Annotated in this window: 18 protein-coding genes and 1 tRNA gene; 7 read left to right on the top strand and 12 right to left on the bottom strand. The window is 64.0% G+C overall.

Features of this window, described 5'->3' with window-relative positions:
- Positions 1-41: 41 nt before the first annotated feature.
- From OU426_RS17100 to OU426_RS17085, 4 genes are read right to left on the bottom strand one after another with little or no spacing between them, the layout of a single operon-like run.
- On the bottom strand, positions 42-512 hold the full coding sequence (locus OU426_RS17100) for a GNAT family N-acetyltransferase (RefSeq protein ID WP_267635350.1): 471 nt from the start codon (positions 510-512) through the stop codon (positions 42-44).
- A 59-nt stretch (positions 513-571) separates the two neighbouring features.
- Positions 572-1,048, bottom strand: a complete 477-nt coding sequence (locus OU426_RS17095) for a DUF2948 family protein (RefSeq protein ID WP_267635349.1) — start codon at positions 1,046-1,048, stop codon at positions 572-574.
- A complete protein-coding gene (murA, locus tag OU426_RS17090; RefSeq protein WP_267635347.1) occupies positions 1,048-2,316 on the bottom strand; it encodes a UDP-N-acetylglucosamine 1-carboxyvinyltransferase in 1,269 nt (422 codons plus the stop codon). Before murA ends, OU426_RS17095 begins: the two co-directional genes overlap by 1 nt.
- 9 nt (positions 2,317-2,325) lie before the next feature.
- Entirely contained in the window at positions 2,326-2,481 is a 156-nt protein-coding gene (locus tag OU426_RS17085) for a hypothetical protein (RefSeq protein WP_267635346.1), read from the bottom strand.
- 90 nt (positions 2,482-2,571) lie between these two features.
- Between OU426_RS17085 and OU426_RS17080 the strand changes: the two genes are divergently transcribed.
- Positions 2,572-2,646: transfer RNA gene (locus tag OU426_RS17080), tRNA-Thr, on the top strand.
- A gap of 453 nt (positions 2,647-3,099) precedes the next feature.
- On the opposite strand, the gene OU426_RS17075 is transcribed toward OU426_RS17080, so the two are convergent.
- On the bottom strand, positions 3,100-5,193 hold the full coding sequence (locus OU426_RS17075) for a hypothetical protein (protein WP_267635345.1): 2,094 nt from the start codon (positions 5,191-5,193) through the stop codon (positions 3,100-3,102).
- Positions 5,194-5,612: 419 nt separating this feature from the next.
- Between OU426_RS17075 and ugpB the strand changes: the two genes are divergently transcribed.
- From ugpB to OU426_RS17055, 4 genes are read left to right on the top strand one after another with little or no spacing between them, the layout of a single operon-like run.
- Positions 5,613-6,920, top strand: a complete 1,308-nt coding sequence (gene ugpB / locus OU426_RS17070; RefSeq protein WP_267635344.1) for a sn-glycerol-3-phosphate ABC transporter substrate-binding protein UgpB — start codon at positions 5,613-5,615, stop codon at positions 6,918-6,920.
- A gap of 48 nt (positions 6,921-6,968) precedes the next feature.
- Positions 6,969-7,850, top strand: a complete 882-nt coding sequence (gene ugpA, locus OU426_RS17065; RefSeq protein ID WP_267635343.1) for a sn-glycerol-3-phosphate ABC transporter permease UgpA — start codon at positions 6,969-6,971, stop codon at positions 7,848-7,850.
- On the top strand, positions 7,843-8,703 hold the full coding sequence (gene ugpE / locus OU426_RS17060) for a sn-glycerol-3-phosphate ABC transporter permease UgpE (protein ID WP_267635342.1): 861 nt from the start codon (positions 7,843-7,845) through the stop codon (positions 8,701-8,703). The genes ugpA and ugpE overlap by 8 nt, the downstream gene beginning before the upstream one ends.
- A complete protein-coding gene (locus OU426_RS17055; RefSeq protein WP_267635341.1) occupies positions 8,703-9,776 on the top strand; it encodes a sn-glycerol-3-phosphate import ATP-binding protein UgpC in 1,074 nt (357 codons plus the stop codon). The genes ugpE and OU426_RS17055 overlap by 1 nt, the downstream gene beginning before the upstream one ends.
- A gap of 269 nt (positions 9,777-10,045) precedes the next feature.
- On the opposite strand, the gene OU426_RS17050 is transcribed toward OU426_RS17055, so the two are convergent.
- The 3 genes from OU426_RS17050 to OU426_RS17040 form a co-directional block, all read right to left on the bottom strand.
- A complete protein-coding gene (locus OU426_RS17050) occupies positions 10,046-11,476 on the bottom strand; it encodes an amidase (protein WP_267635340.1) in 1,431 nt (476 codons plus the stop codon).
- A 638-nt stretch (positions 11,477-12,114) separates the two neighbouring features.
- Complete coding sequence (locus OU426_RS17045) at positions 12,115-13,515, bottom strand: aminotransferase (protein WP_267635339.1); 1,401 nt, start codon at positions 13,513-13,515, stop codon at positions 12,115-12,117.
- Between the two features lie 109 nt (positions 13,516-13,624).
- Positions 13,625-15,193, bottom strand: coding sequence for a helicase HerA-like domain-containing protein (locus tag OU426_RS17040; protein WP_267635338.1), 1,569 nt, complete (start codon positions 15,191-15,193; stop codon positions 13,625-13,627).
- Between the two features lie 474 nt (positions 15,194-15,667).
- On the opposite strand from OU426_RS17040, the gene OU426_RS17035 reads away from it, so the two are divergent.
- On the top strand, positions 15,668-16,297 hold the full coding sequence (locus tag OU426_RS17035; protein WP_267635336.1) for an invasion associated locus B family protein: 630 nt from the start codon (positions 15,668-15,670) through the stop codon (positions 16,295-16,297).
- A gap of 54 nt (positions 16,298-16,351) precedes the next feature.
- Here OU426_RS17035 and OU426_RS17030 read toward each other — a convergent pair whose 3' ends face one another.
- From OU426_RS17030 to OU426_RS17015, 4 genes are read right to left on the bottom strand one after another with little or no spacing between them, the layout of a single operon-like run.
- Positions 16,352-17,542: a beta-ketoacyl-[acyl-carrier-protein] synthase family protein gene (locus OU426_RS17030; RefSeq protein ID WP_267635334.1), complete on the bottom strand. Its 1,191-nt coding sequence runs from the start codon at positions 17,540-17,542 to the stop codon at positions 16,352-16,354.
- A gap of 6 nt (positions 17,543-17,548) precedes the next feature.
- Positions 17,549-17,812: an acyl carrier protein gene (locus OU426_RS17025; RefSeq protein WP_420712614.1), complete on the bottom strand. Its 264-nt coding sequence runs from the start codon at positions 17,810-17,812 to the stop codon at positions 17,549-17,551.
- Positions 17,802-18,908 (bottom strand): UDP-3-O-(3-hydroxymyristoyl)glucosamine N-acyltransferase, encoded by a 1,107-nt coding sequence (gene lpxD / locus OU426_RS17020; RefSeq protein WP_267635331.1) that lies wholly within the window; start codon positions 18,906-18,908, stop codon positions 17,802-17,804. Before lpxD ends, OU426_RS17025 begins: the two co-directional genes overlap by 11 nt.
- A gap of 30 nt (positions 18,909-18,938) precedes the next feature.
- Complete coding sequence (locus OU426_RS17015) at positions 18,939-20,573, bottom strand: L,D-transpeptidase family protein (protein ID WP_267635329.1); 1,635 nt, start codon at positions 20,571-20,573, stop codon at positions 18,939-18,941.
- 301 nt (positions 20,574-20,874) lie between these two features.
- Between OU426_RS17015 and mepK the strand changes: the two genes are divergently transcribed.
- Entirely contained in the window at positions 20,875-21,438 is a 564-nt protein-coding gene (gene mepK / locus OU426_RS17010; RefSeq protein WP_267635328.1) for a peptidoglycan L,D-endopeptidase MepK, read from the top strand.
- Positions 21,439-21,471: the final 33 nt, after the last annotated feature.

Here is a 21,471-nt window from a genome sequence, read left to right as displayed (position 1 = left end):
CGCTCCCTTTACGGAAGCCAAAACCAAGGCTCAAGCCCCGGTCAGAGCGCCTTGGCCATCATGATCTCGCACTTGCCGGCGCAACTGGCGCCCGCCCCGGCCACATCATGAAACCCCATCCGTGCATAAAGCCCCCGCGCCGCCGGGTTCGCCGCGCGCACTTCCAGCCGCAATTCCTGATACCCGCGCTCACGTCCGGCGCGCTCGATCCGGGCCACAACCGCCTGCGCAAGACCCCTGCCCCGCGCCTCGGGCCGGACATAGACCGATTCAACCCAGCCCAGCGCCCGCGCCTCGTCATCCGGCGTCAGCGCCGCGACCGCCACTGCCCGGCCTGCCTCGATCACGGCCCAGACCGACGCACTTTCCAGCCGCCCGGCGAAATCCGCCAAAGGCCGTTCCGCCCAATCCGCGAAGGAAGAGGAAAACTGCTCCGGCGCGCGTTTCAGCGCCTCTAGGCGGATATCGCGCCACAGGTCGCTGTCAGCGGGGCCAAGGCGGCGCAGATCCATCCGGTCTCTCCTTCACAGCCCCACATCCGGCGGCAGCCGGCCGCCGCTCGACTCCGACTTTATTCCGGGTGCGCCGGCGCGTGCCCCGATGGCGCCGCATAGGGCCGGGTCACGTCGCGCAAGGTCAGGTCAAGGCATTCGACCTCCGCGGCAATCGCCCCGTCTCCCGCAAGCGTCAGGAGAAGCCGCCCAGCGCCGTCGGCCGATGGCTCCCAAGCCAATGACAGGACCGACAGGATGACATCGCCGTCCTTCCGGTCAAAGCCCTGGCTCGCCAGTTTCAGCACTCCACCGATCACCAGAAGTGCCCGCGCGCGCTCGAACGGCCGCCCTTCGCGTTCTGCCTGGGCACGATCCTCCCAGCGGAAGCGGTTGAGGAAAAGCGAGAAGGTCCGCCCGCGACGGTCCCACGCCATGTCGGTCGCCGACAGAACCGCATCCTGCACCAGCGCCGAAATGACCTGCAGATCGTCGGCCGTCTCCGCCTTCAGGCTCAGCGCCGCCTCCTTGCCGTCCTCGAACCGCGCGTCCGCCATCACTCCTCCTTGATCCGCTCGACCAGCGCACCCACGCCCGCGAGCTTCTCTTCCAGCCGCTCGTAGCCGCGATCAAGGTGATAGACCCGGCGCACCAGCGTCTCACCCTCGGCGGCGAGACCCGCGAGGATCAGAGAGACCGAGGCGCGCAGGTCCGTCGCCATCACCGGCGCGCCTTTCAACTTCCCGACCCCGGTCACGGTGGCATGGCCTCCATGCACATCGATCTGCGCGCCCATCCGCATCAGTTCGGGCGCATGCATGAAGCGGTTTTCGAAGATCGTCTCTTCCAGAACCGACGTGCCATGCGCGGTGCAAAGAAGCGCCATCATCTGCGCCTGCAGGTCTGTGGGGAAACCCGGGAAGACCTCGGTCTTCACATTGACTGCCTTCACCCGTCCCGTGGCATGGGCAACCTTCAGGCCCGCCTTGGTTTCCTCGATATGAACGCCCGCCTCTTCCAGCTTGTCGCAGAACGACCCCAGCAGCGCGCGCCGCCCGCCCAGCAGCTCGATCTCGCCCCCGGCGATCGCGGGCGCGATCATGTAGGTGCCAAGTTCGATCCGGTCCGACACCACCCGGTGCGTCGCGCCATGCAACCGGTCCACGCCCTCGATGGTTATCGTCCCCGTCCCCTCGCCCTCGATCTGGGCGCCCATCGCGCGCAGGCAGGCCACCAGATCGACGATCTCGGGCTCCCGCGCGGCATTCTTCAGGACCGTCATGCCCTTGGCCAGGGTCGCCGCCATCACGATATTCTCGGTCGCGCCCACGCTTGCAAAGCGCTGCTCGATCACTGCGCCCTTCAGCCCCTTCGGCGCCACCGCATGCAGATAGCCGTCCTTCAGCTCGATCTCGGCGCCGAGCGCCTCGAGCCCCGCGATATGCAGGTCCATCGGCCGGGCGCCAATCGCACAGCCCCCCGGCAGCGACACGACCGCCCGCCCCGCCCGGGCCAGCAAAGGGCCAAGGACGAGGTTCGAGGCGCGCATCTTGCGCACGATGTCATAGTCCGCCGTCAGGTTCATGAGGTCGTGCGAGGACAAGGCCAGCACCTGCCCGCCCTGCATCGAGGTCACCTCGGCGCCCAGCGATTGCAGAAGCTGCGTCATGGTCTTGATGTCGGACAGCCGGGGCGCATTGGTCAGCGTCAGCGGCTCGTCGCTTAGGAGTGTCGCGGGCATGAGCGCGAGGCAGGCATTTTTCGCCCCCGCAATCGGTATCGTGCCCCGCAGCGGCCCGTTGCCCTTCACCAGAATAGAATCCATCTGCCTGCCTCAGCTTTCTTCTTTTTCGGTCCCGGTCCCGTCAGCCTGCCCGTCGCTGCGCGCCCGCGCCTGCGCCTTGCGGCGCTGCAGGTTCGCCCTGAGAGCGGCCTTGCGGCGCTCCTCCCGCGTCGGTTCGCGTTCGGCCTTTCCCGGTTTTTCATCCATGCCCGCCTTCCTACAGCGGATCGGAAAAAGGGTCCAGATTGCCCTTGCGCACGCCCGGATTTGCCACTAAACCGCGCCCCACCAAACGGCGCTGCAGTAGCTCAGTGGTAGAGCACTCCCTTGGTAAGGGAGAGGTCGAGAGTTCAATCCTCTCTTGCAGCACCATTGATCTCAATAATATTTCTTTCTTTCAGCTCCACAGCTGATGGACGCATGGCTACCTGCACCCTTGCCGCCACCTGCGTGCAGGTGCCTGAAGGTCTGCCAAGGTGTTGGCAAGCGCCCTTCGCCGAAGGCTCGGCACCATACGGCCCACAAATGTCCGCCATGTTCCGATACCGGTGAAACTGAATGGCATCCTCGGGCCACAGGGCTGCAACCTGCGGCAACTCCGTTCAGGTCAGCGAGCGCGGACCCAACCCCGCAAGTTCGCTGATTTCACCACCAAGCGTCCATCTGCTTCGCCGGACCGTAGTGGCGGAAAGCGGACGGTCGCAGCTGCAGCCTTCTTGACAGCTTCTGGTTCCGGAATAGCCCCGCTTGTGGGATCCGCTCGTCAGCCGTGGTCCGCCCGAAGGCAGTGTTTTCCATAGTCATGCCGACGTCGGCGCCGTGCGCTCAGGTGACCTGCAAGGCCCCGACCACGGCCGTGCCGTCGGTGGCCAGAGGCTGGCCCTGCATGTCGATCGGATAGTGTACGTCGAGTGCCGGCAGCGCGCCCAGCACTGACCCCGCGCCGGGGCGATAGTCCCCGTTTCCGGCGCCGGTCCCGTCGAACGATGCGTCTGCGGTCCATGCAACGGACAAGGGAGAGGCGTCGGTGCCATACTGCCCGCCAAGGGCTATCACCTCGCCGACCCACGCCCCCGCGGTGCCCGGGGTCACGTTGTCCTGACCGCCCCGGATGATGGCGTTGCGGCGGCAGCCCGCCTGAAAGACGGCGGGCCAGTTGCCGACCCGCGCCCCGTTCGGCGTACCGAAAAGGTCCGACTTAATATTGCGTCCCCGATAGACGCAGCCGACCTCGTAGCCCGATTTCGCGACCGTGGTCGAACCCGTGTCCTGATAAAGCTCGTTTGTTCTCGCCCCGACGACGGTAAGTCCGACCCGAACCGCGTTCTCGGTCGGGGTCAGGTTGTTGTCCGCGCTGATCCTCAGCGCGGGGGCCGACAGGCCGGACCTTTGTTCAAAGACCGTCATGGCAAGGCCAAGGCCCCTGTCGCCCGATCCGTCGAGCGACAGAAGCGCATTGCCATTGACCGCACTCGAAAGGAAGGAAAACCCCATGTGGAAACCGACCGTCGCCTGCCCGTTGGTCTGCGCCGCCCAGGACTGCATCTTGGCGTTGGTGATGCGCGCTGCAAAGACCGCATAGGCTCCGGTCGCATTCCACGCGCCGGAGGAGCCGACGAAATGGATATGTTTCGTCGTGGTCGAGAAATGGTTGAAGATATTCGCCCAGCCGCCGGTGACATCCTCAAGCCACAGCCGCCCCAGCCGATAGAACCAGGCGTCATAGGCCGACTGGCCGTTCTGGTCGATATGGACGTTTTCCAGCGCGCAGAGATAGTCGAGGTTCGCAAGCGTTGCATTTGCATCAAAGAAGATGATGTTGGCGCCACCCGCGCGGCGGAAGGTCATGTTCCGCCAGACCGTCTTGTCCGGCAGGCCGTTCGTCACGCTCGTCGCATTGTCGCTGTAGATGACGCTCGCCTTGTTGGCGATCGTGTCGGCCTCGATCACCAGCGGAACCTCGGTGACCACCACCGACGAGAAGGTCGTGCGATTGTGGGTGCCGGGCTTCAGCCGGATGATGCCGCCAGAGGCAGAGTTGCGGCCAAAGTTCGCGTTATTAAAGGTCTGGATCGCCGCCGCCGCCGCCGCGACGGTCGCATATGGGTTGGCCTCTGCCGTCGCGGCTGTCGTCGAGACCTGCGGCGTCCCGGCGCCCACGCCATCGACATAGGCATAGGCCGTGCCATAGGCCCCGGTCCGGTCGCAGAGGAAGCGCTGTGTCGTGAGGTTTGCCGATGGATAGGCATCTGCATCCACGCTCAGCTGGAACGCCGCGCCCACCCAGGGGTAGATCATGGCGTCGAGCGTGCAGAGCGCGCCCTGCGTCAGGGTCGAGATATCGAGAGCGCATTCGAAATAGGCGCCATAAAGGCCGGATGCTGCCCACTGCCGGGACGACATCGCGCTGACGGTCTGCTCGACGCTGTTGATGCCGTCGGTGGCGATGAACTTCACCGCCGCCACCGGCCTGCCGTTCCGGCCATGCGCATGAACGACGGCAAGCCTGGCCGCAAGGCTGTTTGACTTCACATGCTGAAGGTCGCGCGTCACCCACATCGCGATCGGCTTCGGTGCCGGTCGCGTCGAATTGTTGGCAACCCCGCTGATCGTGTCGCTGGCATAGACATAGTCGGACAGCGCCACCTGATCGGCGGTCAGCGTCGCCTGGTTCGGATAGGGCTCACGCAGACGCTTCATGAACGTCACGGTATCATTGACGCTCACGGGCGATCCGGCGGCATTGAATCCCGCGCGCGCGACCGTGAAAGTCTCCGGCGAGCCGACGGGGTCAAACGCCGGTGGCGAGGCATAGGTCGCCGACCAGCCGTCGGCATTGATCGAAAACGCCGCGGGGGCGACGCCGCCGCCACCGCCGCCTCTCGCGGTCAGGCCAAGGCTCAAACCAAGTAGCAGCATCGTTAACTCCCGGAAATCTGGTCGAGAACGCAAATGCCGTTGGTGGCATGAAGCGTCTCATCACCATCGGTTCTTGCGTTGCCACAGACGGTATGGATGAAAAATGATGGAATCCCGAAGACGGCGTCCGCAGGGTTTCGAAGACATGTCCGCCCCCCGACGGCATCAATGTGCCCGCGTGGATCTGCGATGATCCGCAAAGGATAGCGGCCCCACCTTCAACATGGGCGCACCGGACATTTCCTCGAAAACAGGTTTCTGCTTGAACCGAGCTTCCTCAGGTCGCAGGATGCACAGACGGTGTTTTCTTGCCTTGCCCAAACCGTGCCGAACCGACGGATGCCGGTGATCAGTCATGATAATTTTAGAAGCCTCTTGCAGAGTGCACCGCATGAGCCTTGAAAAAAGTGGAGGATGATATGCAAAGAAGAAACCTGATTGCCGTCGCGGCCGCATGTTTCGCGCTGCCGGCGCTTCCCGCGGTTGCTCAGACCGAAATCAGCTGGTGGCACGCGATGACCGGCGCCAACGCCGAGGTGGTCGAAAAGATTGCCGGCGACTTCAATGCCACCCAGTCCGACTACAAGATTGTGCCGACCTTCAAGGGCACCTACCCCGAAACGCTGAACGCGGGCATTGCCGCATTCCGCGCCGGACAGGCGCCCGAGATCATGCAGGTCTTCGACGTCGGCACCGGCGTGATGATGGGTGCCGAGGGCGCGGTGATGCCGGTCGCGGATGTGCTGACCAACGCCGGCATGACCTTCGACAAGTCCCAGTACCTGCCGGGAATCGTGGCCTACTACTCCAAGCCCGACGGCACGATGCTGTCATTCCCCTACAACTCGTCCTCGCCGATCACTTATATCAACAAGGATATTTTCACCAAGGCGGGCCTCGACCCCGAACAGCCGCCCAAGACCTGGAACGAGGTCTGGGACATGGCGAAGAAGATCAAGCAATCCGGCGCTGCCCCGTGCGGCTACACCTCGACCTGGCTCACCTGGATCCATCTCGAGAACTTCGCCGCCTGGAATGACGTGCCTTACGCGACCTACGGGAATGGCCTCGAACCGGGAGGCGTGCCTGAGCTGAAGCTCAATGCGCCGGTCTTCGTCAACCACTTCCAGGCGCTTGCCGACCTCGCCAAGGATGGCACGTTCAAGTACGGCGGCCGGACCTCCGAGGCCAAGCAGATCTTCCTTGCCGGTGAATGCGGCATCTTCACCGAATCGTCGGGCGGCCTGGGCGACATCGTCAAATCCGGCATGAACTATGGCATAGGACAACTCCCCTATGACACCGATGCCGGCGGGCCGCAGAACACGATCCCCGGCGGCGCGTCGCTCTGGGTGTTCGGCGGCAAATCGGAGGAGCAGTACAAGGGCGTCGCGGCCTTCTTTGACTATATCTCGAAGACCGAAGTTCAGGAGTATCTGCATCAGAAGTCGGGCTACCTGCCCGTGACCTTGGCGGCCTATGACGCGACCAAGACCTCAGGCTTCTACGGTCAGAACCCGGGTCGCGAAACGCCGATCACCCAGATGATGGGCAAGGCGCCGACCGAGAACTCCAAGGGCGTGCGCCTGCCGAATCTGCCGCAGGTCCGCGATATCGCCAACGAGGAGTTCGAGAAGATGCTCGCCGGAGAGCAGGACGCGCAGGCGACGATGGACGCCATCGTCGAACGCGGCAATGCGGCGATCACCGAGGCCTATGGCGGCTGACGCCAGGCGCGGCCGCCCCGCACTCGCGGGACGGCCGCAACTCCGTTGATGAACAGATCGACCTTTCCCCATAGGCTGTTGCCCTGGCTGCTGATCGCGCCGCAACTCGCGATCAGCCTGGTCTTTTTCTATTGGCCGGCGGTCCAGGCGCTGTGGCAGTCGATGCTGCGCGAGGATCCGTTCGGCCTGAAATCCAGGTTCGTGGGTCTGCAGAACTTCCAGAAGGTTCTGGCAGAGCCCGCATACATAAACTCGATCCAGGTCACCGCCGTATTCTCGATCCTGACAGCCTTCTTCTCGATGGCCATCGCGCTCCTGCTTGCGGTTCAGGCCGAAAAGATCGTTCGCGGCCGCGGCTTCTATCGTACCCTGATGATCTGGCCCTATGCCGTCGCTCCCGCCATCGCCGGCATGCTCTGGCTCTTCATGTTCAACCCCTCTTTCGGGACACTTGCCGCGATCCCGCGGGCGCTCGGCATCCACTGGGATCCGCTCCTGAATGGCACGCAGGCAATGGGGCTGGTCGTAGCAGCGGCAAGCTGGAAGCAGATATCCTACAATTTCCTGTTCTTCGTGGCCGGGCTGCAGGCGATCCCCAAGTCCCTGCTCGAAGCCTCGGCGATCGACGGCGCCGGGCCGGTCAGGCGGTTCTGGACGATCGTTTTCCCGCTGCTCGCGCCAACGTCTTTCTTCCTTCTTGTCGTGAACACCGTCTATGCGCTTTTCGACACGTTCGGCATCATCCATGCGGTAACCTCGGGCGGCCCCGGCAAGTCGACCGAGACGCTGGTCTACAAGGTCTACAACGACGGGTTCGTGAACCTGCTGATCGGGTCCTCCGCGGCGCAATCGGTCATCCTGATGGTCATCGTGATCGCGCTGACCGCCTTCCAGTTCCGCTATGTCGAAAGGAAGGTGCATTATGGCTGAGGGCATGGTCGGCACCTCAAAGCGCAGCATCGCGCTCGGGCATTTCCTGCTGATCCTGGGCTGCGTGATCGTGGCCTTCCCGATCTGGTATGTCACCGTCGCATCGACCCATTCGATCCAGACGATTCTCAATCCGCCCTTGCCGATGCTGCCCGGGGCGGAGGCGGCGCAGAACTATGGCGAGGCGTTCAGCGGCTCGATCACGCGGATTGGCGGCGTCTCGGTCGAGCGGCTGTTGCTGAATTCGACGGTCATGGCGCTGGGCATCGCGGTTGGAAAGATCATCATTTCGATGGCCTCGGCCTTTGCGATCGTCTTCTTCCGCTTTCCCCTGCGGATGGCCTGCTTCTGGCTGATCTTCATCACCCTGATGCTGCCGGTGGAAGTGCGGATCATGCCGACCTACAAGGTGATGGTGGACCTCGGCCTGATCGACACCTATGCCGGCCTGATCCTGCCGCTTATCGCCTCTGCGACGGCAACTTTGCTCTTCCGCCAGTTCTTCATGACGATTCCGAACGAGCTTCTCGAAGCCGCGCGCGTCGATGGCGCCGGACCGTGGCGGTTCTTCAAGGACATCCTGCTGCCGCTCTCGGCCACCAACATCGCCGCGCTGTTCGTGATCCTCTTCATCTACGGCTGGACGCAATATCTCTGGCCGCTTCTGGTCACGAACTCGAATTCGATGAACACCATCGTCATCGCGCTGAGGAAGATGATTTCCTTCGCCGATGCAGACACCCCCTGGAACCTTGTTATGGTAACCTCCGTTCTGGCGATCCTGCCGCCGGTGCTGGTCGTCGTTCTCATGCAGCGCTGGTTCGTGAAGGGACTAGTGGAGACCGAGAAGTAATGGCCACGCTTAGCCTCAAAGACGTCCGCAAGACCTACGGCAAGACCGACGTGATCCACGGCGTCTCGATCGACATCGCCGACGGCGAATTCGTGGTAATCGTCGGTCCCTCGGGTTGCGGAAAATCCACGCTTCTGAGGATGGTTGCGGGGCTCGAGGAAATCACGAGCGGCACCATCGAGATCGGCGGACGGGTGGTCAACACGCTCGAGCCACGGGCGCGGGATATCGCGATGGTGTTTCAGAACTATGCGCTCTATCCGCACATGTCGGTGTTCGACAATATGGCCTACGGGCTTCGCATCGCGGGGGTCCGGGGCGATGACCTCAAGGCCCGCGTCGCCAAGGCGGCCGAGATGCTGGACCTCTCGACCCTCCTCGACCGCAAGCCGCGCCAGCTCTCCGGCGGCCAGCGGCAGCGGGTCGCCATGGGCCGGGCGCTGGTGCGCGATCCTGCCGCTTTCCTCTTCGACGAGCCGCTCTCCAACCTCGACGCCAAGTTGCGCGTATCGATGCGGCTGCAGATCAAGGATTTGCAGCGCCGGGTCGCCACGACCTCGCTCTACGTCACCCACGATCAGGTCGAGGCGATGACATTGGCCGACCGGCTGATCGTCATGAACAAGGGCGTCGCCGAACAGATCGCGACGCCGATGGAAATCTACGATGCGCCGGCGAACATGTTCGTGGCCGGCTTTATCGGATCGCCCGCGATGAACTTCCTTCCAGCGACGGTGACGGGCAGTGATCTCTTGATCTCCGACGGCAGCCGGATGCCCCGCCCCGCCGGCCTGCAGGACGGCGGCGTCATTCTCGGTGTCCGGCCGGAACATCTGACGCGGAGCCGGTCCGCCGGGCCCGGCACGCTGACTGTACGGGTGCTTGCCGTCGAAACCCTCGGCGCAGATGCCTTCGTGCATGCCAGGCTGGGCGAAAGCGGCTCCGAAGACATCGTGTTCCGCGTTCCCGGCCACGATCGCCCGGCCGAAGGCACCGTGGTCTCGCTCGCGGTCGATCAGGACAAGGTACACATCTTCGATGCCGCGACCCAGCGCCGGATATCCGGCATGTAAGCGGCTGAGCGCCGCCGCAGTCTGTCTGCGCCTCCGTCGCCACGCGTCTTGTCGTCATCGAAATGGTCCACTCAGATGTGCGACCGATGGCAGCTTCTCAGCGCCTCGCACGCGGGGCCTCCGGGTCGGTGGTCGGTTCGGGGCCGGCCCTCAGGGCTTCGCCGCATCGCCAAGCCGCTGGCCGCGCCGCTCCTTGATCTGATTTGCATGTAGGTCGCCCTCCCGCGCCAGAACCGCGAACGCCTTCCTTGATCACCAGGATCTGATGATCAGATCAGAGGACGGTTGCTTGGCTTGCTCAGCCATGGATCGGCAGTCTGCAACGCTTGCCCAACGCGGAATACGCGTTCGTCGTCCAGATGGCGCGCGACGATCTGGATACCGGTCGGCAACCCGTTGCCGCCGATGCCGGAGGGGACCGACAGAACAGGGCAGCGGCCGAGCATGTTGAACGGATGGCAGAGCGTCCAGCCATACATCGGATCGACCACCTTGCCGTTGATCAAGATCGCATCCTCGGGCTGCTGATCGGCAAGGATCTCATGGTACCCCAGCGTCGGGCAGATGAAGGCATAGCTCTCCTCCAGCATGGCGCCGAAGACCCGGCCCATGTCCGCCTGCGCCTCATAGGCCTCGTAGAATTCGGCACTGGTTGTCGTCTTGTTCTGGTCCGCGCAGTAGGCTGCCCAAGAAGAGGCACGCGACGGGTCGGTGTCGACGACCGAAGCGATGTAGCCACCGAAAAGGTGATCGAGATAGGTCTTGGTCGCCTGTTCGGCCCGCGCCGTCCATGTGACGTCCACCTCGACGATGTCGGCCCCGAGCGCTTTCAAAACGTCCAGCGTCCGAAGCGTGTTGGCCCGCACATGGCTGTCGATCTCGAAAAAGCCAAGGTCCATCGACCAGGCGATCTTCAGCCCCCTGATGCCTTCATGGGTCAGCGGCAATTCGTATTTCGGGCGGATCGTGGCATTGTCCAGCGGGTGCGGCCCGCACATGACATTCTGCATCAGGGCGACATCCGCGACCGTGCGGCCCATCGGTCCGACCACCGCATAATGGTCATAGGCAAAGGCCGAGTTTTCGGGGTTACGGCCATAGGGCGGCTTGTATCCGACCACCCCGCAACATGCCGCGGGAATGCGGATCGAGCCGCCGATATCCGATCCGGTCGCAAGGGGCGACGATCCAACCGCCAGCGACGCCCCCGATCCGCCCGATGACCCGCCGCAGGTATAGCGCAGATCCCAGGGCGTGCGCGTCACGCCGTGAATGCGCGTTTCCGTGGTTCCGGCGCAGCAGAACTCGGGCGTCGTGGTCTGGGCATGGTAGTAAGCACCCGCATCGAAAAGCCGCTGTGCCGTGAAATGCGTTTCGGTTGAGACATTGTCCTTGAGATAGAGCGATCCGACGGTGACGACCTCGCCTTCTAGGTCCATCTCGTCCTTGATCGCGATGGGCAGGCCCTCCAGCGGACGCAGATCGCCCGCACTGTTGGCATATCGCGCCTCTGCCGCGCGGGCATGGTCCCGCGCCTTGTCGAAATGGGTCGCGGCGAAGGCGTTGACCTTCGGTTCGGTTTCCGCCGCCCGGGCGATCAGCGTGTCGAGATATTCCACAGGTGACAGGGTGCGATCGCGAAACCGGGCCAGAACCTCGGTGGCGGGAAGATAGCAAAGGTCGAGATCAGCTTTGGTCATTGTCGTTTCCGTGTTGTTCAGTGCCGGGCACGGCCGGTTGTGCCGTCGGGAAGCGAGACCGCGGTCTCCAGCCCATCACAGGATGCGATGTCGCGGGCAAAATCAACTCCGGTCCCCGGAGGGACCGCGGGTATTTGAGCTCTGCCTCCGTGATGAACCAGCGATGGCTCGATTTCAGAATGCAAAGGCAACCGATGACGCAAGGCCGTGATCAGCGCTCGCGCATGGTCGCGTTCCGGCGCGGCGAAAAGCGCGGCACAGGCGCCGGTTTCCACGACTTCCCCCTTCAGCACGACGACGAAGGAGACCGGTCACCGTGTTCACTCCCCCGCCAAGGAATGGCCCCACTGCCAGCACCGGCATGATCACCGGATAGGCACGCTCCCTGTCGAAGGCCAACCCGAGAGTGTCTTCAAACAAACGCGTGCCTGGCCAGAGTTTCTCTCGCAGACCGCTGGTGCAGGCACGCCGACCCTTCTCCTTCATGAATCCGGTGCGCGGTCATGGTTAACACCGCCCGCCCGTAGGTTCGACAGGCGGGTTTGGAGCACGTCCAGACATACGCTCAGGCATACGTTCAGACATACGTTTGAAACGCCGCGGTCGTGAAAAATTAACCCAGCGTTCGCAAGGACTTGTCAGCCGATCCGGTAGCCTTCGCGCACCAGGCCGTCGATCACCTTCCGGATCGCCTTTTCCAGCGTTTCGGCGACGAAATCGATCTCGTCCTTGGTCACGATCAGGGGCGGCGACATCACGTTCAGATGGCCCATCGGGCGGACCATCAGCCCCATCTCCTCGGCCAGGTCCGAGATGCGCTTGGACTCGTTTGCCTCATCCGGCAGAACCGCCTTCGTGGTCTTGTCGGCGACATTCTCGACGCAGAGCATCAGCCCCCGTCCCCGGACATTGCCGACAAGCGGCAGCGCCTCCAGCTCGCCCAGACGGCGCTGGAAATAGGGGCCGATCTCGCGGACATGGGCCAGAAGATCCTCGCGCTCCATGATCTCGATGTTCTTCAGGGCCGCCGCGCAGGCAACCGGATGGCCGGAATAGGTGAAACCGGCGGTGAACCAGCGGTTTCCGCCTTCTGCCATCACATCCCAGACCCGGTCCGACAGGATCATCGCGCCGAGCGGCTGATAGCCCGAAGTCAGGCCCTTGGCCGAACAGATCACGTCAGGCTGCACGCCAAACTCATCCAGCGCGGCGAACCAGTGGCCGAGGCGGCCAAAGCCCGTCACCACCTCGTCGGCGATGAACAGGATCTCGTGACGCTGGCAGATCTCCCACATCCGTTTCAGGTAACCTTCGGGCGGTATGATGATCCCGCCGGAGGCCTGGATCGGTTCGGCGATGAAACCGCCGATCCGGTCGGCGCCGACACGGGCAATCAAAGCCTCGAACTCGGCGATCAGATCGTCGCAGAACTCGGCCTCGCTCAGATGCGCGGGCCTGCGGTAGGGATTGGGACAGGACAGATGATGGATGCCTTCGGTCTTGTAGCGGAACTCCTCGACCCGGTCGCCGGGGCGCTTGCCGACCGACTGCGCCAGATAGGTGGAGCCGTGATAGCTGTAGTCGCGCGCCACCACGTCGGTCTTCTGCGGGTAACCGCGCGCATGCTGGTAATAGGCCACCATCCGCACCGCCGTATCGATCGCAGTCGAGCCGCCGGTGGTGAACATCACCCGGTTCAGATCGCCCGGCGCGATCTCGGCGATCTTGCCAGCCAGACGCGCGGACGGATCGTTCGTCATGTCGACAAACGTATTGGAAAAGCCAAGCTTCATCGCCTGATCGGCGATCGCATCGGCCATCTCGCGGCGACCGAGCCCGATATTGGTGCACCAGAGCCCGCCCACCGCGTCGAAATATTTCCGCCCCTCGGCGTCCCAAAGATAACAGCCCTCGCCCCGGCTGATCACCAGGGCGCCCTTCTCTTCGAAGGGGCCGAAATTCGTCCAGGGGTGAAGGGCGTGGGCGCGGTCCGTCTCCCACAGCGCCTCGTTCGATTTCGAGTGCACGGCGTGAGTCATTTTGAATCTCCAGTCAGAATGATTTTGACAGCATAGTCAAAATCGCCCCGGAGGCAACCGGATTTTTTGATCAAATAAAACCACGCAACGCGGCGGCGTCGATCCGGCCTCAGCGCGACTTGAAAAGACTTCCCAAGACTCCACGGATCAGCGCGCGTCCGGCGCTGGAACCGACCTGGCGGGCAAGGCTCTTGCCAAAGGTCGCCGCGATACTGTCGGAGCGCGACGAGGATGTGGTCCGGCGCGGCTTCTCTGTCCGCCCCCAAGGGCTCGCATCGTCATAGCGGCGGCCTTGCTTATATTCCCGCTCCGCTTCCTTTTCGCGCGCAGCCTTCTCCTCGGCTTCGGCCGCCTCTTTCGCTGCCGCGTCAGCGCGCGCCTTCAGAAGCTCGAACGCCGATTCCCGGTCGATCTCGCGTTCGTATTTGCCAGAGAGCCCGCCCTCGGCCATGGTCTGGGCCCGCTCCTCGGGGCTGATCACGCCTAGGCGGCTTTCCGGCGGGCGGATCAGCGTACGTTCCACCATCCCCGGCGCGCCCTTGGCCTCGAGGAACGAGGTCACGGCCTCGCCCGTGCCCACTTCCTTGATCGCGGTTTCCGTGTCGAAGCGCGGGTTCGGCCGATAGTTTTCCGCCGCGCGGCGCAGATCCTGCTGATCCTTCGCGGTAAAGGCGCGTAAGGCATGCTGCACGCGGTTGCCAAGCTGGCCGAGCACATCGTCGGGAATGTCGGCCGGATTCTGGGTGACGAAATAGACCCCTACCCCCTTAGACCGGATAAGCCGCGCCACCTGCTCGACCTTGTCGACAAGCGCCTTCGGCGCGTCGTCGAAGAGAAGATGCGCCTCGTCGAAGAAGAAGACGAACCTCGGCCGGTCCGGGTCGCCGACCTCGGGCAGGGTCTCGAAGAGTTCCGACAGAAGCCAGAGAAGGAACGTCGCATAAAGCCGGGGCGAGCCCATCAGCTTGTCGGCCGCAAGGATATTGATCTGCCCACGCCCGTCGGGCGCCAGACGCATCATGTCGAAAAGATCGAGCGCCGGTTCGCCGAAAAGCTTCAGCCCCCCTTGGTTTTCCAGAACCAGCAACTGCCGCTGGATAGCGCCGATGGTCGCGGGCGCGACATTGCCGTAGCGCAGGCCGATCTCGGCAGCGTTCTGGCCGATCCACACGAGCATCGCCTGCAAATCCTTGAGGTCCAGGAGCGCCAGCCCCTCCTCATCGGCAATGCGAAAGGCGATGTTCAGCACCCCTTCTTGCGCATCGGAAAGGTCCATCAGCCGCGCCAGCAATAGCGGCCCCATCTCGGATATCGTGGTGCGAACCGGATGGCCCTGTTCGCCGAATATGTCCCAAAAGACGGTCGGGAAGGCGCGGTAGGAAAGCTCGAACCCGATGGTCGCGGCGCGTTTGAGGAAGGCTTCGTGCAGCTTGTTGCTTTCCGATCCCGCCCGCGCGAGGCCGGCCAGATCGCCCTTCACATCTGCCATGAAGACCGGAACGCCCGCCGCAGAAAAGCCCTCGGCAAGGATCTGCAGCGTCACTGTCTTGCCGGTGCCGGTCGCCCCGGCAATCAGCCCGTGGCGGTTGCCGTACTTCAGCAGCAGTTCCTGCGGGACGGCATAAGCCTCTCCCCCGCCCCCGGCAAAAAGGCCGTTTTCGGTCAGTTCGGTCGGCACGCGCACATCCTCCAAATCACGATTGTCAGCGGTCAGGACGGGGCCCGGCCACCGCGATACGGCGTTACAATACATTCTTAACCTTGCATTGCCATAGTGGCCTTCATCCCGGACGCGCGACTGCGCGGAAAGGACATGACTTCCTCCCTGTCAGACTGGCCGCGCCGCCTTTGGCGCGGCTTTTTTCGTGATTTTTCCGTCAACTATCGGTTTACAAGCGCGGCGATTTTTCATGTTGACGAACGAAGGAAAGCCTTCTAGCGTCGCGACCAATGAGATAGTCGGCCCGTCCGACAGGGAGCGAGAAATGGACCGGGACCCTTCATCGGGTCCCGTTCTGCTTTTGATGGCACCGCATCTATCTTGGCGGTTTTCCGCTGCCGCGAACCTCCCGGCCGCCGCTTTTGCCCCTGACACTCGCGGAACCCCGTGATAAGGCACAGGACCAACAGAAACCTTCGACGGACCTCATCCATGACCGTTGCCGCCCGCTCGCTCCTCCTACCGCTCGCGCTCTGCCTCTCGCTTGGCCAGACGGCCTTTGCGCAGGAGACCACGACCGAAAACCCGAACATCACCGAGGCGCCCGCGACCGACCAGCCGGTCACCGGGGCGGAACTGAACATGGGCACGGACGTGGCCGATGTCGCCGAGCCCTATGTCAAATCGACCCATGGCGACTGGCAGTTGCGTTGCATCCGCACCCAGGACGGATCCGACCCTTGCGAGATCTATCAGCTCCTGAAGGATGCCAACGGCAATTCGGTAGCCGAGATCACCATAGTCGCCCTGCCCGATGGCGGTCAGGCCATGGCCGGCGCGACTGTCATCGTGCCGCTGGAAACGCTCCTGCCGCAGGAACTGCGCCTCTCGATTGATGGCGCCACGCCGAAGAGCTATCCCTATACCTTCTGCGCCGTGGTCGGCTGTTTCTCGAGGATCGGCTTCACCGGCGAGGAAGTGGAGAAGATGAAGAAGGGCAACAAGGCCACGATTTCGGTCGTGCCGATCGCGGCGCCCGACAAGATCGTCTCGGTCGATATCTCGCTCAAGGGCTTCACCGACGCGCTGACTGCGGTGAAGGCCGAAATGCCGAAGCCCTGAGGCGGATGCTGACGAGCCCCCAACGACGCCGCCCCATCGGGCGGCGTTTTCGTATCACCCCCGGCGGAGCGCCAGCACCGCGTTGAGCCCGCCGAAGGCGAAGGCATTCGCCAGGCAAGCCGATATCTCAACCGCGCGCGGGGCGCCCTGCACCAGATCAATGTCGCAGTCCGGATCGGGATCATCGCAACCGGCAGTGGGCGCAATGCCGTCGCCCCGAAGCACCGCGAGGCAGGCAAGCAGTTCCACGGCGCCCGCCGCACCCATCAGATGGCCATGCGCGCCCTTGGTCGAAGAGACGGCAACACCGCCCGGGAAGACCGCGCGGATCGCCTCGGCCTCGGCCCGGTCATTGGCGCGGGTGCCGGTGCCGTGGGCTTTCACATAGCCGATCTCGCCGGGCGACAGACCCGCATCGGCCAGCGCGCGCCGCATCGCTGCCTCGGCGCCGGCCACCGATGGCAGGACCATATCGGCGGCATCTGCGCCCATGGAAAACCCGGCCATCTCTGCCAGAACGGTCGCGCCACGGGCAAGCGCCGCCTCGCGCTCCTCCATGAAAAAGACCGCCGCCCCCTCGCCCATCACCAGCCCGTTCCGCGCCCGGTCGAAGGGGCGGCAACCATCAGGCGACAGGACCCGCAAGCCTTCCCAGGCCTTCAGCCCGCCGAACGTCAGCATGGCATCCGTGCCGCCAGCCAGCATCGCAGGTGCGGCGCCGAAGCGGATCAACTGAAAAGCCAAACCGATCGCATGGTTTGCAGACGCACAGGCGGAAGAGACGGCGAAGGTTGGCCCCTTGCAGCCGAACTCGATCCCGATCCGGCTGGCGGGCGCGTTCATCATCAGGCGCGGCACGGTGAAAGGATGAACCCTGTCGCGCCCCTCGGCGAAGACAGCGCGATAGGCGGCCTCGGCTGTTTCATGCCCGCCGCCCGCCGTGCCGATGATCACGCCGGTTCCGGGCAGCACAGTGGTCAGGCCCGAAGCGGCCACCGCCTGCCGCGCCGATACCAGGGCGAACTGCGTCGCCCGGTCGAGAAGCGTCAGATCGCGCGGCTGGAAGTGTCTGGCCGCATCGAAGCCCGCGACCGGTGCGCCGATCCGCACCGACAGCCGTCCCGCATCAGGAATGTCGAGCCTGCCGATGGCGGAGCGCCCAGAGAGCAAACCGGTGATCGTCTCGGACACCGTATGGCCGAGCGGATTGACCGTCCCAGCGCCGGTAATGACCACCCGCCGCATCGGGCCTCAGCCCCGGGCGCGCACGAGCGCCTCGACCTCGGCGATGATCTCGCCCACCGTTGCCGTGCCGAAGGCGCTCGCCTCAGGCGTATTGGCATTGAACGGGACAGTGATCCCGAACCGCTCCTCGATGGCGAAGATCGCTTCGACGAGGCCCAGACTGTCGAGCCCGAGATCCGCCGCAGGCAGATCGGCGCGCAACTCGCGCGGGTCGAGAAGTGCCTCGCGCGCCAGGATCGCGGTCACCTCGGCGGCGATGTCAGCCGTCACTGCCGTCATCCTTCGCCCCCGACCGCGCCCGAAGCTCGGCCACCTGCGCGAAAAGCCGCGGCAGGCGGCGGATGTTCTTCCAGGCGTCGATATGGCTTTCCATCTTGATCGCGGGATAGCCCAAGAGCACCCGGCCCGCAGGCGCGTTCGACATGATCTTGGTCGCACCCCCCGCAATTACATCGTCGCCCACGAAAAGATTGTCGCCAACCCCGCACTGGCCGCCCATCACCACCCGGTCGCCGATCCGGGTCGATCCGGCGATGCCGACCTGACCGCACAGAAGGCAGTCGCGCCCAACCGTCACATTATGGGCGATATGGACGAGGTTATCGAGCTTGGTTCCCGACCCGATCCGCGTGGCGCGGATCGTGCCCCGGTCGATGGCGCAATTGGCACCCACCTCGACATCATCGCCGATCTCGACGGTCCCCAGCGAATGGATGCGCAGCCAGTTCTGGTCGGTCACCTCGCCTCGCTCGCCCAATGTCTCGCGGATCTGTTCGACGCCGGATTTCTTCTCTGTCACGAAGGAAAAGCCGTCCGATCCGATCACCGCTCCCGGCTGACAGATGAACCTGTCGCCGACCCTGACCCGTGCGCCGATCCGGGCGCCGGTGTGGATCAGAGCGTCCGCGCCGATCTCAACCCCTTCGGCGATGGTGACATGGCTGGCAATCCGGACATTCGCACCGATCCGGGCGTCACGCCCGATGACCACGAAGGCGCCGATGGCGGCGCCGGGGCCGATGCTGGCGGTCGGGTCGATAACGGCGCTTGGATGGATGCCCGGCGCGATCTCGGGTCCCGGGTCGAAGAGCTGCGTGAGACCTGACATCGCCAGCCGTGGTCGCCCGATCAGGATCGCGGCCTTGAGCCCCAGCGCCTGCCAGTCGGCGTCGGCCCAGAGAAGCGCGGCCCGCGCCTGACCCTGGGCAAGTCCGGGCGCATATTTCGGGTCCATCGCCAGTGCCAGATGATCGGGCCCGGCCTGCGCCGGTTCGCTCGCTCCCGTCACGCGCATGGACGTGTCGCCAGCGACGGTACCGCCGATGGCGCGCGCAATCTCTTCGATAGTATGACCGGTCACTCGCATGGGGACTCCCGCGCCTCTTAGGCCCGAGATTTACCCCTGAACCGTCGGCAAGGCCACCCCGGCCGCGCGCATCGCCTCGAAGATCGCCCCGTCGCGCCCGTAGACGTCGCGGCGATATTCGATATGTCCCTCGGCGTTCGGCCAGGCGGTGTAATAGACCAGATGCACCGGCACCGGCTGATCAAGCGTCACCACGGTTTCCTTGCGGGTGTTGAGGTGGCTGTGGAACAGCCCCTTGGGATCGTCGGTCTGGCGCGCCAGAAGCACATAGGCCAGATCGAACGGACGGCCGAGACGGATGCAGCCATGGCTGAAGGCGCGGACCTCTTTCTGGAAGAGCGGCTTTTGCGGCGTGTCGTGCAGATAGATGTTCCACTGGTTGGGGAACATGAATTTGACAAGACCCAGCGCATTGCCGTCGGACGGGGCCTGACTCATCGAGAAAGGGAAGTTCCGTTCGGTGAACTGGGTGAAATCGACCGCGGCGCGGTCGACCTGCCGCCCCGACCTGTCAACGATCTTCAGATGCCCCGCCGCATTGGGGTTCTTCTGCAGCATCGGCAGATATTCCTTGACCGTGATCGAGCGCGGCACGTTCCAGGTCGGGTTGATGACCATGAACTCCATCTGGTCCGAAAATTCCGGGCTGCGGGTATCCTTGCGGTTCTGGCCGACGACGGTGACGGTTTCGAAGGTCACGCGGCCCTCGTCGACGACCTTCGCGGTAAAGTCCGGCAGGTTGACCCAGATATGGCGGGAGCCGAGCGGCAGGCCGTTCATCCAGCGCAGGCGTTCCATGGCGACGAGAACCGACTCCAGCCGCTCCTCCGGGGTGCGGTTGATCTCGGCGATCGTGCCATCGCCTGCGACCCCGTCAGGCGTCAGCCCGTTGTCGATCTGGAATCGCTGCAGGGCGCGGCTCAGCTCGCCGTCGAATGTCGCGTTCGAATTGGGCGCGAGATAGCCAAGCGCGATCAGCCGGTCGCGGAGTGCGATCACCCCCGCGCCCTCGTCGCCCGGCGTCAGCTTGCCCGCCGGCACTTTCGGCCCCCAGCCGCCCGCATTGATCGCGGCAACCAGATCAAGGCGCGCCTTCTGCAGCGCGGAATATTCCGGCGCCGCAGGCGGCAGCGCGGCGAAGAAGGCCACGGGATCGGCCGCGGCAAACCCGTCAAGCTGGGCGCGCGCATCCTTGCGCGGCACCTCGCGGACGATGGTCGGGTCAATGGCGGCAGGCGTCAGAAAGCCGCTCTGCACATCGCGCGCATAGGCAAGGAACGTGCGCGTGACATCCACCTCAAGCCGCGCGCGCTGCGCCTCGGACTGAACCGCAAAAAAGCGCTGCATCAGGGCGTTGGCATCGTATTTACCGGCAGGCAGACCGTGGTTTGCCGCCTCGGCCAGTGCCCGGAACAACGCCTCGCGCCGCTGGGCGTCGCTTGGACCGGTCCAGAGCGTCAGATAGGCATGGTCGCGGTAGAAACCGGCGATCGCCGCATCCTCCGCCGCCGCCTCGGACAGGACCGCTTGGAAGGTCGCGGTCTGCGCATGGGCCACGCTCGGCGCAGTCAGGGACAGAAACGCGGCGAGCGGCAGGGCAAGAACGCCAGAAGCGCCGCAGGACAGGCGGCGACAGACATGGGAAATGGCTCCCGCGGGGATCATCGAAACCTCAAGAACTATGCGTCGTCAGAATACAGGCTTGAAACGTTTGGGAAAGCTCTCCAAGACCGATTCGGGCAGGAGCCCACAAAATCTCGCGGATTGCGGATTTTGGGCCACTAATCCGGCGATCCGTTCACGCGACCGTGATCTGAGCAAGATTCTGCCGAAAGTCCTTATTTTCCGATGCGTGGACAATTCCATGGTTGGCAGCCGAATCTTCCCGTGGCATAAAATGCGGGCACTTGGGGATAAGTTGCACGAAAATCCGCGACTTAAGCGGAACGGGACAGGACGGATGAATATGTCAGGCAAGAACGGGGTCAGCCGCCGCGGGCTGTTGGGTGTTTTTGCAGCCACCTTGATTACCGCTGCGCCGACCTGCTCGAACGCCTTCAGTTTCCTCAAGGGCGCGGGCGACGTGCGCCGCATCCGCATGTATTCCGGCCGGACCGGCGAAAGCCTCGACACGATCTACTGGATCGAGGGCGAATATATCGCCGAAGCCCTGAACGAGATCAGCTATTTCATGCGCGACTGGCGCTCGGACGAAGTGAAGTCGATCGACCCGCGCACCATCGATATAGCCGCCGCCTCTCATCGTCTGCTTGAGGTGGACGAGCCCTACATGCTTCTGTCGGGTTACCGCACCAAGAAGACCAATGCCATGCTGCGCGAAGGCTCGCGCGGTGTGGCGAAGAATTCGCTTCATATCGAGGCCAAGGCCGCCGACCTGCGCCTGCGCTCGCGCTCGGTCGGACAGATCTACCGCGCAGCGTCGGCCTGCGAGGCAGGCGGCGTCGGGAAATATTCCCGCTCCAATTTCGTCCATATGGATTGCGGCCCGGTCCGCAGCTGGGGCCGCTGAGGCATAAACTCCTACAGTTTCACACGCGCGCGA

Source organism: Frigidibacter sp. RF13, assembly GCF_026626305.1.
Taxonomy (GTDB): Bacteria; Pseudomonadota; Alphaproteobacteria; order Rhodobacterales; family Rhodobacteraceae; genus TMP-24.
This window is presented reverse-complemented; position numbering and strand designations above follow the sequence as displayed.

What these genes read in the sequence shown, in the direction of transcription:
- OU426_RS17030 (WP_267635334.1), bottom strand. Translation starts at nt 17,542, where the DNA reads ATGCGGCGGGTGGTCATTACCGGCGCTGGGACGGTCAATCCGCTCGGC.
- OU426_RS17035 (WP_267635336.1), top strand. Translation starts at nt 15,668, where the DNA reads ATGACCGTTGCCGCCCGCTCGCTCCTCCTACCGCTCGCGCTCTGCCTC.
- OU426_RS17085 (WP_267635346.1), bottom strand. Translation starts at nt 2,481, where the DNA reads ATGGATGAAAAACCGGGAAAGGCCGAACGCGAACCGACGCGGGAGGAG.
- OU426_RS17095 (WP_267635349.1), bottom strand. Translation starts at nt 1,048, where the DNA reads ATGGCGGACGCGCGGTTCGAGGACGGCAAGGAGGCGGCGCTGAGCCTG.
- OU426_RS17075 (WP_267635345.1), bottom strand. Translation starts at nt 5,193, where the DNA reads ATGCTGCTACTTGGTTTGAGCCTTGGCCTGACCGCGAGAGGCGGCGGT.
- OU426_RS17100 (WP_267635350.1), bottom strand. Translation starts at nt 512, where the DNA reads ATGGATCTGCGCCGCCTTGGCCCCGCTGACAGCGACCTGTGGCGCGAT.
- OU426_RS17045 (WP_267635339.1), bottom strand. Translation starts at nt 13,515, where the DNA reads ATGACTCACGCCGTGCACTCGAAATCGAACGAGGCGCTGTGGGAGACG.
- murA (WP_267635347.1), bottom strand. Translation starts at nt 2,316, where the DNA reads ATGGATTCTATTCTGGTGAAGGGCAACGGGCCGCTGCGGGGCACGATA.
- mepK (WP_267635328.1), top strand. Translation starts at nt 20,875, where the DNA reads ATGTCAGGCAAGAACGGGGTCAGCCGCCGCGGGCTGTTGGGTGTTTTT.
- ugpA (WP_267635343.1), top strand. Translation starts at nt 6,969, where the DNA reads ATGAACAGATCGACCTTTCCCCATAGGCTGTTGCCCTGGCTGCTGATC.
- ugpB (WP_267635344.1), top strand. Translation starts at nt 5,613, where the DNA reads ATGCAAAGAAGAAACCTGATTGCCGTCGCGGCCGCATGTTTCGCGCTG.
- OU426_RS17055 (WP_267635341.1), top strand. Translation starts at nt 8,703, where the DNA reads ATGGCCACGCTTAGCCTCAAAGACGTCCGCAAGACCTACGGCAAGACC.
- ugpE (WP_267635342.1), top strand. Translation starts at nt 7,843, where the DNA reads ATGGCTGAGGGCATGGTCGGCACCTCAAAGCGCAGCATCGCGCTCGGG.
- lpxD (WP_267635331.1), bottom strand. Translation starts at nt 18,908, where the DNA reads ATGCGAGTGACCGGTCATACTATCGAAGAGATTGCGCGCGCCATCGGC.
- OU426_RS17050 (WP_267635340.1), bottom strand. Translation starts at nt 11,476, where the DNA reads ATGACCAAAGCTGATCTCGACCTTTGCTATCTTCCCGCCACCGAGGTT.
- OU426_RS17015 (WP_267635329.1), bottom strand. Translation starts at nt 20,573, where the DNA reads ATGATCCCCGCGGGAGCCATTTCCCATGTCTGTCGCCGCCTGTCCTGC.